The 14,368-nt window shown below is 54.2% G+C and carries 9 protein-coding genes and 1 tRNA gene; 2 read left to right on the forward strand and 8 right to left on the reverse strand.

Features of this window, described 5'->3' with window-relative positions:
- Positions 1 to 393 precede the first annotated feature (393 nt).
- Together WC612_05725 and WC612_05730 are read right to left on the reverse strand one after the other, a co-directional pair.
- Positions 394 to 2,136: an ATP-binding protein gene (locus WC612_05725; GenBank protein MFA6280272.1), complete on the reverse strand. Its 1,743-nt coding sequence runs from the start codon at positions 2,134 to 2,136 to the stop codon at positions 394 to 396.
- Between the two features lie 224 nt (positions 2,137 to 2,360).
- Positions 2,361 to 2,453 (reverse strand) — tRNA-Ser (locus WC612_05730).
- A gap of 352 nt (positions 2,454 to 2,805) precedes the next feature.
- Between WC612_05730 and WC612_05735 the strand changes: the two genes are divergently transcribed.
- Complete coding sequence (locus WC612_05735) at positions 2,806 to 3,459, forward strand: hypothetical protein (protein ID MFA6280273.1); 654 nt, start codon at positions 2,806 to 2,808, stop codon at positions 3,457 to 3,459.
- A gap of 7 nt (positions 3,460 to 3,466) precedes the next feature.
- On the opposite strand, the gene WC612_05740 is transcribed toward WC612_05735, so the two are convergent.
- The 4 genes from WC612_05740 to dxs all read right to left on the reverse strand — a co-directional run bounded on the left by WC612_05740 (position 3,467) and on the right by dxs (position 8,799).
- Positions 3,467 to 6,031, reverse strand: coding sequence for a glycosyltransferase (locus WC612_05740; GenBank protein ID MFA6280274.1), 2,565 nt, complete (start codon positions 6,029 to 6,031; stop codon positions 3,467 to 3,469).
- A gap of 6 nt (positions 6,032 to 6,037) precedes the next feature.
- Positions 6,038 to 6,661, reverse strand: coding sequence for an ABC transporter substrate-binding protein (locus WC612_05745; GenBank protein ID MFA6280275.1), 624 nt, complete (start codon positions 6,659 to 6,661; stop codon positions 6,038 to 6,040).
- Between the two features lie 126 nt (positions 6,662 to 6,787).
- Positions 6,788 to 6,931: a hypothetical protein gene (locus WC612_05750; protein MFA6280276.1), complete on the reverse strand. Its 144-nt coding sequence runs from the start codon at positions 6,929 to 6,931 to the stop codon at positions 6,788 to 6,790.
- Complete coding sequence (gene dxs / locus WC612_05755; protein ID MFA6280277.1) at positions 6,928 to 8,799, reverse strand: 1-deoxy-D-xylulose-5-phosphate synthase; 1,872 nt, start codon at positions 8,797 to 8,799, stop codon at positions 6,928 to 6,930. Before dxs ends, WC612_05750 begins: the two co-directional genes overlap by 4 nt.
- Before the next feature lie 585 nt (positions 8,800 to 9,384).
- Here dxs and WC612_05760 point away from each other — a divergent pair.
- Positions 9,385 to 10,029 (forward strand): hypothetical protein, encoded by a 645-nt coding sequence (locus WC612_05760; protein MFA6280278.1) that lies wholly within the window; start codon positions 9,385 to 9,387, stop codon positions 10,027 to 10,029.
- 136 nt (positions 10,030 to 10,165) lie between these two features.
- Here WC612_05760 and WC612_05765 read toward each other — a convergent pair whose 3' ends face one another.
- The gene (locus WC612_05765) at positions 10,166 to 10,816 is read right to left on the reverse strand and encodes an HD domain-containing protein (protein ID MFA6280279.1); all 651 of its coding nucleotides are present in this window, start codon (positions 10,814 to 10,816) and stop codon (positions 10,166 to 10,168) included.
- A gap of 26 nt (positions 10,817 to 10,842) precedes the next feature.
- A complete protein-coding gene (gene smc / locus WC612_05770) occupies positions 10,843 to 14,361 on the reverse strand; it encodes a chromosome segregation protein SMC (GenBank protein MFA6280280.1) in 3,519 nt (1,172 codons plus the stop codon).
- Between the last annotated feature and the right edge of the window lie 7 nt (positions 14,362 to 14,368).

The raw sequence follows: 14,368 nt of genomic DNA on the forward strand, positions 1-14,368 counted from the left end.
CACTGGAAAAACAAGGTCAAAATACATCGAGGATTGAAGAAGGATCGGCGGAGAAAAATGATCAGCTTTTTGCTCTCAAAATCGTGAATCTACCCACACCTTTTGATCATTATGCCCAAACGGCAGAAAAATAGGCCTTCATTTTTATAAGTTGCTCGTGCGCACTTCCAGCAAATTAGATCCTTTGTCGTTCGCTGAGGCGGCTTCCTCCATTCTTGCCCATGCACGCAAAGGAATTCAGGTTTATGGCCAAGGGCAGAAGCTTCCGATGCCGCAAGCAAACAATGTGTTCAACGGAAGTAGAGAAGCGCGCCGCTACCGCAGGCAGGCTTTTTTAGGATAGACTGTTCCTGAAAAAGAGCCCCCTAGCCATAGCGAGAGGGTAATCGATCTTTAGGACGGGTTAATGTGAGGCCACGAAGGCAGCGTCGGTTTTGCCTTTGTGCCAGATGGTGTCTGCTCCCCCGTTTCAGTCTCGCTTAGGTTTTGGATTGATGGATCCTGATTGATCTCTCGAATGGCCATAAAAAGGGGCTTGTGGTCTGTTGCCAGTTTTTCTAATGACATCAGCGTCCGGACATAAAGGCCGGGATGAATGTCATCAAGGACGGAATATAAATCCCCCATCATGCTGGTAAAGGGAGCGTCATGGAAGCGTTCGACCCAATGGGTGCTTTCATGAAGAGCTGTATGAAGCCATCCATGGGCCCACGCCCCTGGTGTTTCTCCCAGATCGCGGGCTGGATTGATAAAAATGGCGTCTTGCGGAACCTTTAGGTTGACGCCACGCAAGATTTTATTGAAATGAATTCCCAACAAAGGTTTTTTCATGCGGATAGGTTCAAAACAGGGCATATCCAGAACTTTGTCTAAGAAGTCGTGAATAATATAAGCAAAAGCGCCCAAGCCTTCCATGACTTGTTCTTTAGAAAAACCCGTTCTTCGCGTGATCTCAATCAGAGGGTCTGTTGTGTAATGTGAAAGGAAGACTGGCTTGGTCGTTTCAAACCGTAAAGGAGTGGCCTCATCCGTTTGGGAGGGCTGGATAGCAAGAACGTTTTTTCCGTTAATTGAGAATTGCAAGATGGCTTGGTTATTAGCTTTCCTGTCTTTCTTGTTATAGGTAGGAATCTCCACCAGAGTGTATCGATCCTGACCATTCCCATGATCTTTGTCGACAAGTTTCAAGTGCGAGAATACTTTACTCCATTTGGCCGTGTCTTTTATATAAACAAGTTTCAAGATGATTGTGTTGAGGGCGCTAATATCCGCCGCCGCGGCAAGGCTCCATCCCTCCCTTTGTTTGTTAAAAGGATAATGGGGGGAATCGGCTGAAACAGACGGTTTGACATTCACCAAAACGCTATGTTGAACATTCGGCAGACCGTGGTTGTTGAATTGGTATAGTCCTGCGGACAAAACGACTTTTTGTTGTTCGCTGAAAGGAACTTCATGGGGCGACATATAAATATCAATAGAACCCCATGGGGCTTGAACCTGAGCGGTCAAGGGTGTTGTGGCATAATCATAATGGTTTCCCAAAGGCAGTATTTCAGCAGGATTTCCCACAAGGCTGGCTTGAACATGCACTTTTCCTAAAAGGGGGCGTTTAAGCGCAAAAAGGGAGTTAACACTGCGCGGGAAAGAGACAAAATTTAGCGCTCCGGAAGGTGTCGGAAGGCTCTGCGGCAAGGTCACCTCAATGATGGTTCCATTTGGTTCCTGCGTGCGTTGGACTGAAAGAGATGTATTGCCGGATAATAAATTGGACCCATTTGTTTGCATAAAGGTCTTATGGCCATGGCGGATCGTGCAAAGAGTTATTTCCTTTCCGGCAAAAAGAAAAGCAAGTTTGGCTAAACCAAACCCGCCCGATTTTTGTTCGGTTGATAGGGCTTCTTTTAACGAGGTGCCAACGCGCAGAAAAACATTTTGAACGGTATCTGGCGTCATGCCGACGCCATTGTCGCGAACAGACAGAAGGCGCAGGGCAGGGTTAATCGAAATATCGATTATGCCATGCCCTTCTGCAAGCTCCCGTTGTTGATAAGCGCTACGGACAGCATCAAAAGCGTTTTGAAGAAATTCTTTAGCCATAACATTGGCCAGAGTAGAGGCATAGTTGTGGATTCCCATAAGACGCACGAGCTGTTCGTGATCGACGCTTAGGCCAACGTGCCGTATGATCGTGGGCGCGGATGCGCTTAATGGCGCTTTATCTGTTTTTATATTTGCTCTTCCAAAGGGGAACATGAAAATAATGCCCGTATTTGTGCTCTTCGTTGTGCAGAAAGGGGGCATTATAGCCTATCCGAAGGGATGAAAGCAAATAACAGATATGGAACAGCGGGATTAAAAAATGGCGGAGACAGAGGGATTCGAACCCTCGATACAGGTATACCCCGTATAACGGTTTAGCAAACCGTCGCCTTCAGCCTCTCGGCCATGTCTCCGCATCTCGTATCCTTCAGGGGCTAAGGCTGAAGGCCTTATTTGTTTGCTTGCCTTACGGCAAGCGGGGCAGCCTCTTCCGTCTACGCTGCTACGCAGCTTCGCCGGACAAGCGGCCATGTCTCCGCATCTCGTATCCTTCAGGGGCTAAGGCTGAAGGCTTTATGGCTCACCCTCGGTGAGAGAGTTGTGTATACCGTTCTTTTTTGTGTTTTAAAACAAAAAATGTTCCTCTTTAAGGTTCTTTCTTTCCCCCCTTAAAAGGTCGATTGAGGGGCTTTTATTTCCTTTTAAGGCTTTGTTCCTTACCATAGGCCTTAAGGCAGGGCGTTGGTGTCAGAAAGGAAGGTAGAGATGAGCGAATTCGATCCAGATCAGGCAAAATCTAGCGATTTCAAGCATAGAGGGATGGCTGAAGCCCCTATCCAAACAGAGCTTGTGCAGGCTGAGCTTAGCGGAGGGGAGAGGCTGTTGTGGACGGGGCGTCCTTTGGCTTTTCGTGTTTTTATGAGTACCTTAATTATTTATTTGTTTGCGATTCCTTGGACGGCCTTCTCCCTTTTTTGGGAGGCGATGGCGATAAGCCTATGGTTTACGAAAGCGGGCGATAAAATGCCTGAAGGAATGGGAAGGGCTGTTATGATTGTTTTTCCCCTTTTTGGCCTTCCATTTATAGCGGTTGGTTTCTTTATGTTGGCACGGCCTTTTATCGAAGGACGCCGAGCGCGTAAAACCATCTATGCCATAACGGATCGCAGGGCGCTGGTTATACGCCAAGGGGCCTTGCGCGAAGTGGCCAGCTATTCTTTCGATTCTTCTGAATTTGAAATAAGTCGCAAAGAGCGCGCTGACGGTTCTGGTAGCCTGTTCTTTGCATCAAGCCAAATGGTGGGCAAGGCTGGCAATTCGCGTCTTACAAAAAAAGGCTTTGAGCACATCGGAGATGTTCGGCAGGTTGAAGAAAAGCTGCGATCGGCCATAAGGGCTCATGAAGCCGCTCAGGCATAGGGGGCAATTAAGATAAGGTTGCCTTTTTCCCCATTGTGTTGATGAGTGATGTGATCAGGGCCGCCCAATAGGGCAGGGTTTGAACCAGCAGCATGCCCGACCACAAAACGGCGTTTTGGTTGGACGTTTCGAACTTATAAAGGATTGAGAAGGCGGCGATTAACAAGGCAAGCAACAGCCCAATTTCTTCCTGTGCCATCAAGAAGACTTGCGTTGCGGCGGGCTTGTCGTCGCATTTGGGCGTGCGGATAAAGGGCTTGCCCGATGTGAACAGGCCTTGCCAGACCGCGCGGCCTACGGCGTGGGTCAGGGCCATGCCCGCCAGCGCCGCGCCAAAGCGATCCCGCCAGCCGCACTTGACGCGGACGTGATAAAGCCACAGGCCTGCGACGACTTTGAAGACAAAGACGCTTAGCGTCGGGATGAGGAAGACGGCGGGCGGAAACTCCACCCATTTGAGGAGGAGCAGGATCGACCAGAATACCGCCGCCGCGACAAAGACCATATGCGTGGCATCGGCAAACCAAGGCAGCCAGCCCGACACAAAGTGGTAGCGTTGGCCAGAGGTCAGCCTTGCGCCGTCCATGCCCTTTTCTTCGGAAAGCGCACGCCAATGGCGCTTCAAGATTTGCACCGCGCCGTAGGCCCAACGGAAGCGCTGCGTTTTATAGCCGCCAAAGCTGTCGGGGATCAGGCCGCGTCCCAGAGAGTGCTCAAGATACACGGCTTCATAGCCTTTTTCGAACAAGCGCAGGCCAAGCTCGGCATCCTCGCAAATGCACCACTCTGCCCAGCCTTTAACGCTGCTCAGTAGATCACGGCGGATCAAGGTCATCGTGCCATGTTGGATGATCGCGTTGCGCTCATTGCGTTGAACCATGCCGATGTGGAAAAAGCCCGCATACTCCCAATAGCACAGGCGTTTGAAAAGGCTCTCACTGGCGTCACGGTAGTCTTGTGGTGCTTGCACAATCGCGACTTCGGGCTTGTCGAAATAGGGGATCGTTGCGCGCAGCCAGTCGGCGGACACGATATAGTCGCTGTCGATCACGCCAACGATAGTGGCGTCCTTGGCCGTTTGGGCAAGGGCGAAGTTGAGCGCTCCCGCCTTAAAGCCCGGCCATTTGGGAAGGTGGAAAAAGCGAAAACGGGGCCCCAGCTTGGCACAGTGTTCTTGCAACGGCTTCCAGACTTCTTCGTCTTTGGTGTTGTTATCCACGACAAGAACTTCAAAGTTGGGATAGGCCAGCTCCGCCAACGCGTTCAACGTTTCGATGACCATTTGTGGCGGCTCGTTATAACACGGCACATGGATAGAGACTTTAGGCGCGTTCTTGGCAGGCTCTTGGTCTATTGGGGGGAAGGCGCGTTTGCGGTTGGCCCACATGACTTCGGTCAGCTCTAGCCCGTCCACCAGTAAAAGGGCCAGCAAGACGATTTGAAAGCCTATGAGGACGACCCACGCAATGGTGTTGGCGTTGATGATCTTCTCGGCCATCGCGACCATGATAGCCCATATAAGGAGAGAGGCGACGGCCTGAATCAGGGAGGCATAGAAAACTTGTCCCGCAAACTTCAAGTCCTGCCGCTTACGCACAAACCACTGGATAGGAAAAAGAGCCAGCAGCGAGGCGACAAGGCAGCCCCAAAACCAGTGAATGGATTCGCGCACAATGCCGCTCATCGCAAACTTCACATGGCGATCGGCGTCCCAGATCCCCCAATGCGCGCCAACCGTTCCTTCGATCCCGCGCTTCCACGGCGCATCGATGGCTTCGACGATGGAGTAATCAAGCCGCGTTTCGGTGGCATAGTTCAGAAATTCCCGAATGAATTTGGCTTGATTGATTTGTGAGGGTTCCGCGCCCTTGATCCATTGGCCTTCGCTGGGCCATCCCACTTCTCCCAAGAAAATATGCTTGTCGGGAAAGGCGGCCTGTAGTTGATCAATACGGTATTTAACGTATGCAAGCGCCCCAATGATATCGACCCCTTCCCAATAGGGCAGGACGTGAACCGTGATAAAGTCAACGGAGCGAGCCAGTTCGGGATGATCCAACCAGACGTGCCAAGGCTCAGCGGTTGAGACGGGGATATCGACTTCGCGTTTGACTTTTTCGATATAGGAAACGAGCGCTTCAACAGTTGTATCGGCGCGTAAAATGGTTTCGTTGCCGACAATGGCGCGTTTGACGTTGGGGTGCTCTTTGGCCAAGCGGATCAGGCGATCAATTTCTTCAAGGTTGGTTTTATCGTCGGGGCTGATCCATGCGCCCGCCAAAACATTCATCTTATTTTTTTCGGCTAATGGAATGATGCGATCAAGCCCGTCGCTAAGGCCGTAAAGACGGATTGCCGACGCTTGCTGCGCGATAAGATTCATGTCCGTGCTGATTTGCTCATCGCTGAGGCGGCTAGACTCATTGCCCGCTTGCCAAGCGCTATAGGACAGGCTGTTGATTTTGCCGCCCCACGGTTTTTGCCATGCGCCTTGATTAACAAGCGCCCAAACGGCCAGATTGCCCGTCAGGACAATAAGGAGAACAAGAAACGTTTGTCGGATGGCGCGCATGGTGTTTTAGCCTTGCTTGCTTTGTCCCATTTTTTTGGTCTTTTCGTCCAAAGAGCGCAAAAGGGTTGGCATCCCTTCGCGCTTGATAACAGAGGTAAACTCGGCGCGGCGCGTGGCTAGTTCACTGATCGACGCATCAAGATAAACATCGACGATACGCAACGCGCCCGTTTCATCGGGACGCAAAAGGTAATTAAGGATCACGGGGTCGCTACCCTTGGGGGTCAGCGTCGTCTCGACCATGATGCCGCCGCCTGCCGCTGGTTTTTCGTCGCCAACTTTGAACACTTCGCCATCAAATTTTGTAAAACGGCTGGCATAGGTTGCAACGGAAAACGCAGAAAAGGCGCTTACTAGTTTTTGCTTGTCCTCATCGTTCGCTTTGGCCCAGTTGGACGCGACGGCATAGCGTGCCATTAAAGGCAGGTTAAAGGCGGACGTGACGGCGGGCTCCAGCTTTTTATAGCGTCCCTCAAAGCCAAGCTCTTGGCCCTCTTGCATTGTCGCTTGAAGGGTATCGTAAAATTTCTGGACGATGGCGGCCGCTGGCGTTTCAGCCTGCGCGGACGAAGCCATCAGAAACGTTATAAGAAAAAGGGGAAGGGCAAAAAGGATCGCAACGCGTTTCATCAAAAACCACCGAAAAGGATAAGGGGAACTGGGACAAACTAAGGGCGCTTTTTCAGCGCCCCACACCATAGCGGAATATGCCGCCCGTTCAAGGCAGAATTATGACTGTTTTGAACAGGCTTTTCTTTAGGCCGAGGCGATAACCGTGGCTGCAGCCTCAACCCCCAAGGCCTCAAGGGCGCGGGCGACGATATGCTTGGCGTTCAACTCGGCCTCATCGTACTGCTTGACTTGCGTGTCTTGCAGCTGGAAGCGGTCGGGCAGGGTCATGCAGCGGATTTTAAGCCCGTGATCCATCGCGCCCAGATTGGCCAGATGATGCAAACGTTGCTGCCGAATCCGCCGATAGAGCCTTCCTCAAGCGTGATCAAGACCTCATGGTTTTTGGCGAGGCGCTGGATCATTTCAAGATCCAGAGGCTTAGCAAAGCGCAGATCGGCGATGGTGGTGGAAAGACCTCGTGCGTCAAGCTCCTCCGCTGCCTTGCGGCATTCGCCAAGGCGTGTGCCAAGGTTGAGCAGCGCAATCTTGCTTCCTTCCTTCACGATGCGTCCCTTGCCGATGGTCAGGACTTCGCCACGGTCGGGCAGCTCTAGGCCAGAGCTGTCGGCGCGTGGATAACGCACTGCCGAGGGGCGGTCATTGATGGCGGCGGCTGTCGCGACCATGTGGGTCATTTCAACCTCGTCCGAGGGAGCCATCACGATGATATCGGGAAGGCAGCCCATAAAGGCCAAATCGAAGGATCCGGCATGGGTTGCGCCATCCGCGCCGACAAGACCAGCACGATCCAGCATCAGGCGAACGGGCAGCTTTTGCAAAACGACATCGTGCATAACTTGGTCATAGGCGCGTTGCATAAACGAGGAGTAGATGGCGCAAAACGGTTTGAGTCCCTCGCACGCAAGGCCAGCGGCAAAGGTAACGGCATGCTGCTCGGCAATGCCGACATCAAACAGTCGGCCTTCAAAACGGCGGCCAAAGATATCAAGGCCGGTTCCGGCGGGCATCGCCGCCGTGATGGCGACGATCTTGTCGTCATGCTCGGCTTCTTTGACCAAGGCATCGGCAAACACGCGCGTAAAAGAAGGCGGCGCGTTCTTTTCTTTTTCCTGTGCCCCTGTGACGATGTTGAACTTGGCAACGCCGTGCATCTTGTCCGGCGCGCTGACGGCAGGCGCATAGCCATGGCCTTTTTCCGTCACGATATGGATAAGGACGGGGCCGCCCTGCGGATCGTCGCGCACGTTTTCCAAAACGGGGATCAGGTGGTCAAAGTTATGACCATCAATCGGGCCGACATAGTAAAAGCCCATTTCTTCGAACAAGGTTCCGCCCGTCACAAGCCCACGGGCATAATGCTCGGCCTTGCGTGCGGCTTCTTTGAGGGGGCGGGGGAAGATGTCAGCGAACTCTTTGCCGATGTGGCGAAGCTTGCGGTATTCCTTGGATGACGCGATGCGCGAGAGGTACGAGCTAATCGCCCCCGTCGGCGGCGCAATCGACATATCGTTGTCGTTGAGGATGACGATCAGGCGCGAATCCATCGCGCCCGCGTTGTTAAGTGCCTCATAGGCCATGCCCGCGCTGATCGAGCCATCGCCGATCACGGCGATCACCTGATTGTCTTTTTTCGCGAAATCGCGGCCTATGGCAAAGCCAAGCGCTGCCGAAATGGACGTGGAGCTATGCCCCGCGCCGAACGGATCGTATTCGCTTTCCTCGCGCTTGGTGAAGCCCGACAGCCCGCCGCCTTGGCGCAGCGTGCGGATGCGATCCCTGCGTCCTGTCAAAATCTTGTGGGGATAAACCTGATGGCCGACATCCCAGATCAGCGAGTCGTCGGGCGTGTTAAAGACATAGTGCAGGGCAACCGTTAGCTCAACCACACCAAGGCCAGAGCCAAAATGCCCACCGGTGGCCGAGACGGTATCGATCACCTCGGCGCGAAGCTCATCCGCCAGTTGGGGCAATTGTTCGGGCGCAAGTTTGCGCAGGTCTTTGGGCAGCTTAACCGTATCAAGAAGCGGCGTGGTAGGGCGGCCATTAAACGAGGGCACATCGCCAGCTTCGACGGTGCAGCTTTCATCGGGACACAGGGCGTGCAGGGGCTTCTTGTTTTTTGTTGCAGATGACAAAACGGTTCTCCTTAAGCTTTAAGCCCTCTTCCATATCACTTTTAAGGCATGAGTCGGTAGGATTAGCCCCGAACGTGTCCCCATTGCAAGGAAAGCGTTACTTTCGCGCAACAGAGCCGTTAACCTGTGTCGCGGTGAGGAATTGGGTGGTCGTGGGATGCCTCATTTCTGAAACTTCGCGAAATTTAGCTTCCGCAAAAAGATGATTCAGAAAAGTGTTTGTTTTCAAGGGGATATAGGCTGTCATCGATTTTGACAAAATCGTTATATTTCATCAACATAGATGGTTAATCAGGTACAAACAGACTCAAAAGCGTCTCTCAGTAGGGCTCTGCTCGACGTACGGCCTCTAAAAAAGCTCGATTCGTTGATTTTATTGGGTTTTTTGTTCAGCCAGCCTACGCTTGAAATGGAAGGAAACTATTACCGTTTATAGACTCGGGCGTGGGGGCGCGTTATGGTGAGCGAAGACAGGGGGGTGACGTTTGATCCTCCTCCGTTAGCCCTTTTCCTGCCGCGAGGCGGAACAACCATTCTACAAAATCATAGGCTTGCGAGTCACAACATTATTAGGGACGAAAAAGGATGACCCCCAACATTCATGAAGCAAAGAAAAACGCCCTCGCCGCCATGGGCAAAGCGGCGACCAAGGGCAATAGGAAGGCGTTTGGGCGAGCGCAAGCGCATTATCTGAAATCCTGTGATCCACGTGAAGAGCGCGATGTTAACGCATGGGTGTGGGAGCTGATAAAGGTGGCAGAGAATCCCTCCATAGGTTTGTTGGGGGCTGCCAAGCTGGCGAAGCGGATGTATCTATACGCTCCTTCAAACACCCGCGTGAGAGATACGGCACAAACCCTGCATTTTGATTATGCCCTCTTCGCCATGAATGACGCGGCGACCAAGGGCGATGGGAGAGCCTTTGGAGAGGCACAATGGTATTACCTGAGCTCCTGTGATCCTTATAACAAGAGCTATACCCACGCATGGGCAAAGATTATCACCACAGTGCTTGAGAAGAAAACGCTTGATCCTGCCTTTGTTAAGGAGCAGGTAAAAAAGATGCAGGTTTTTTCCATGGATAACCATATAAGCTATGCCTTTGATCAAAAGGCAACGGAGCTGTTGAGCCGATTTACCGTCATCGTCACATACACATCCCCTGATTCCGCCCCCGCGCGGCCAGAGGGGAAGAGCGCTGCCGTGTCCAAAAGAACGCCGCGGCCATAAAAGCACGCTGAGCCATAAACAAACATATATAGCCCTCCCTTCCTCGTCATCGCCCTCCTCGTCATCCCGCGCAGCGCGAGGCTGTGCCGAGCGCGTGATGCGGGATCCAGAGGACTGGGGATGATGCTGCGGTTTTCTACGCCTCCCATTCCTTATGAAACTGGTCAAGAAACGTGAGCATAAATGAATGGCGTTCTTTGGCCATCTGTTGGGCTGTTGGTGTATTTAAACGATCTTTAAGGAGGAGGAGCTTTTCATCGAAATGGTGAAGGGTCGAGGATGTCCCGTCTTTATACGATTCAAAATCTTTGTGAAGGACGGCCTTTGCTTCTGGATTATAGATTTCCCTTCCGTAGTGTCCCCCAAAGGTAAAGGCGCGGGCGATTCCAATAGCGCCGATGGCATCAAGCCTATCCGCATCTTGAACAACTTTGCCTTCGATTGTTTCCATCGGTGTTGGTGTGCCCTCACCCTTAAAAGAAACCTTTTGAATAATCTCGCAGACGTGATCGGTTCTTTTCTTATCGAGGCCTTGCTCCTCAAGCCAATCGCGAACCGTTTTTACGCCCGCCTTGTCGTCGCCATTGTGCCGCTTATAATCAGCGATATCGTGCAAAAGAGCGGCAAGGCTAACCACGGTTTCATCGGCCTTTTCGGCTTGAGCGATTTTTAAGGCTATGTTGTGAACGCGATGAAAATGCCACCAGTCATGCCCCGACGTGTCGTTGTCAAACTCTTGGTGAACATAGGTGCGAGTCTTCACAATGATGTCATTGTCGCCTGTCATTTATGCCTCGTAGGTCAAAGGGATTTTTACGCCGCCTGTACGTCCGCGAGGGCCGACGTAGCAGAGGCATTCTGGCTGGCGTCAACCTTATGTCCATCGCGGAGCGCGACGGCGCTGGCGAGATCGACGGAGACAAGCTGCGAGACACCCTTTTCGCTCATCGTCACGCCGAACAGGCGATCCATATGCGCCATCGTCACGCGTTGGTGCGTGATGATAAGGAAGCGCGTGCTGGTTTCGCGGCCAATATGCTGCACCAGCTCGCAGAAGCGGCCAATGTTGCTTTCGTCCAAGGCGGCCTCGGCCTCGTCGAGCACGCAGATCGGCGAGGGGTTCGTCTGGAACACGGCGAAGAGTAGCGCAAGCGCGGTGAGCGTGCGCTCACCACCCGATAGCAAGGACAGGATTTGCTGTTTTTTACCTGGAGGCGCAGCAAAAATCTCAAGGCCCGCGTTCATCGGGTCTTCGTTGTCGATCAATTCCAAAGAAGCCTTGCCGCCCTTGAACAATTTGGTGAAGAGAACTTGGAAGCGTTCGTTCACTTGCGTGAAGGCGTTTTGTAGACGCTCCCGCGCCTCGCGGTTCAACTGGCTGATGCCCTGCCGCAACTTGGCAATCGCAGCAACCAGATCGTCTTTTTCTTTTTGCAGGCGATCAATTTCTGTTTGCGCGGCCTCGGACTCCACCTCGGCGCGAAGGTTGACGAGTCCCATATTATCGCGCTCACGCATGTGGCGACCTAGCAGCTGCTCCAGCTCAAACACGGACGGCAGGCTGTCATCGTCGCTGAGCATCGCGATTTCGCGCAGGTTTTCGGGCGTGCAACCAAGCTTTTCAGTAGCGCGTTCGCGCAAGGTTTTAAAGTGTTCTTCGCTGGCTTCCACGGCGGCCTGTGCGCGCACGCGCTCTTCACGCGCATGGGCCAACGTGGCTTCGTCTTGCTTTAGCTGATGTTCTGTGACGCTTAGTTTTTGTTCGGTGGCGATCAGAAGATCGGCGGCCTCGCGGCGCTTGCCTTCCGCTTCGGAAAGCTGTGTCATCAGGCTGCCGCGCTGCGCGTCCAACTCGGCGGGACGGGCGCAAAGGGCGGCCAATTCAACAGTCAGCGCTGAAAGACGTTCGGCCAGAGCGAGGCTTTGTTTTTCGGCACTGGTCATGCGGCCTTGCCATGCGGCGACTTCTTGGCCAATCGCGGTTTGACGTTGGCTGCACGCTTCTTTTTCTTGCGCGAAGCGGTCGCGCTCGCTTTGCTTTTGCGCTTTTTGTCCACGCGCTTCGGCCAGCGTGATGCGCTGCGCCGCGATAGCATCGCGCAAAGCGGCGCTATCGGGCAGGGCGCTGCGCTCTGCTTCAATCGCTGCGCCACGTGCCGAGAGGGTATCCGTTTCCTCGGTAATCTGGCGCAAGGACTCGCTTAAGGCCGAGAGTTTGGCATTGGCGGCGGTGGACTCGCGCTCTTGCTGCGCATAGTGATCGCGAGCGTCGCTCAACGCCGCAAAGGCGGCCTGTAAAGCCGCGCGCGTTTGCGCATCCAGTTCTTGGCATTGTTGCAAAAGGGCCGTGGCTTCCAACAAAGCGACAGCGGCGCTGGCGTTTGTCGTTTCGGCGAGCGAGATTTCGTCTTGCAGTGCTGCTAAACGGTTGCGCTGTTGCAAGCGCATGGCCGAGGCTGTCTTGGCTTCGGGCGTTAGTGTAAAGCCGTCCCAGCGCCATGCCCAGCCATCGCGGCTAACAAGGATTTGTCCGGCCTGCAGAGCGGCAGCGGCGCTTTCGCCCTGTTGCTTATTATCGACAAGGCCAATCTGGCTAAGGCTTCGCGCCAGCGCGGCGGGAGCCTTAATCGAGGCGGCAAGCGGCGTCGCGCCGTGAGGTAGAGCGGGGGCGTTCGCCAAGGGTGCAAGCTCGCGCCAGTGCATGGCGGCCTTGGAATCGAGCGAGGCCGTAAGGGATTCTCCCAGCGCGACGGCCAGCGCGTGTTCAAGCCCTGACGCAACGGTGATAAGGTCAATGACTTCGTCAAACTGGCTGTCATGATGTGCCAGCAAATCCGTCAGAGCGCGGGATTCAGCTTGAAGTTTTGTCAGAGCGGTTTCCGTCTGTGCGGTTTTCTCGCGCTCGGAATCTTGCGCGCGCCCCGCGTCCTGCCGCGCCTCTTCGGCCTGCTTGGCTTGCTCCTTGCGGCGCTCCAATTCTGTTTCGCATGCCGCAACCATCTCGGTGGCCATCGAGAGATCGGGGCGGGCCGCAATCTCTTGTGCCAAGGTGGCACGCTGCGCGTCGATATCGGCGCGGCGCTGCGTCAGCGTCGCTTGCTTGGCCAACAGGGCGTTCATTTCGCGGCTTAGGGACTGTTCGCTGGCTTCGGCGGCGGCGCTTTGCGCCATGAGATCGCCTAGGGTCGAATCGAGTGCCTCAACCTCGGCGGTGAGTCTTGTGAGGGATTCACTCAGAGCAGGGAACGAGGCGTCAAGCGTCTCGGCCTTGGCGGCGAGTTGCGTCTGTTCGTCCTTCAAGCGGCTAAGAGCTTCCACGCTATCATGATGGTGGGATTGCTCGCGCTCACGGTCGTTTTGCGCTTGATCAAGGCGGCCTTCGCAGGCCTTGATCTGATCGTCAAGGCGATGCGCCTCGGCATCCAGATGATCGCGTGCAAGGGTTAGCTTTTGCACGATGGCGGCGGCGGTCGCTTCGTTTTGGCGCAGGGCGGGAAGATCGGCGGCGATGGTGGTGCGCTCGGTCGTCCCACGTGTGACGACGGCCATAAATTCGTTGACCTGCTTTTCGGTTTCTTGCAAGGCCTCACGCGTTTTGACGGCGTCGCCTTCGGCTTCCAGCCAGCGCAGGTGGAGCAGGGCGGCTTCGGTCTTGCGGATATGGTCGGCCAGATTGCGATAGCGCGAGGCTTGCTTGACTTGCTGCTTGAGGCTGCGCAGTTGTGTGTCCAGCGTACGTAAAACATCGTCCACGCGCGTCAGGTTGGTCTCTGCGCCTTTCAGCTTCAATTCGGCTTCATGGCGGCGGGCTTGAAGCCCCGCTGTGCCAGAGGCTTCCTCAAGAATCTGCCTGCGATCTTGCGGCTTCGAGCGGATCAGCGCGTCGATCTGCCCTTGGCCCACGACGCTGGTTGATCCCGCGCCCGTCGATTGGTCGGCGAACAGCAAATGCACGTCGCGCTGGCGCACAGGGCGGCCATTGACGCGATAATCTGATCCGCCGCCGCGCTCAATCTTGCGCACAACCATAACTTCGTCGGTGTTGTTGTATTCCGCCGTGGCGGTGCGGTCGGTGTTGTCCAGCTCTAGCGTGACTTCGGCAAGGTTGCGCGAGGGGCGCGTGGTTGTTCCGGCAAAGATGACATCTTCCATACCCGCGCCGCGCATGCGCCGTGGCGAGGTTTCGCCCATGACCCAACGCAAAGCTTCGACAAGATTGGATTTGCCGCATCCGTTGGGGCCGACGATGCCTGTCAGACCTTCTTGAATGATAAGGTCTGTCGGATCGACGAAGGATTTAAAGCCATGAAGGCGTAGCCGTGAAAAATGCAAAGTGAAA

The organism is Bdellovibrionales bacterium, assembly GCA_041662785.1.
Taxonomy (GTDB): Bacteria; Pseudomonadota; Alphaproteobacteria; order UBA9219; family UBA9219; genus UBA8914.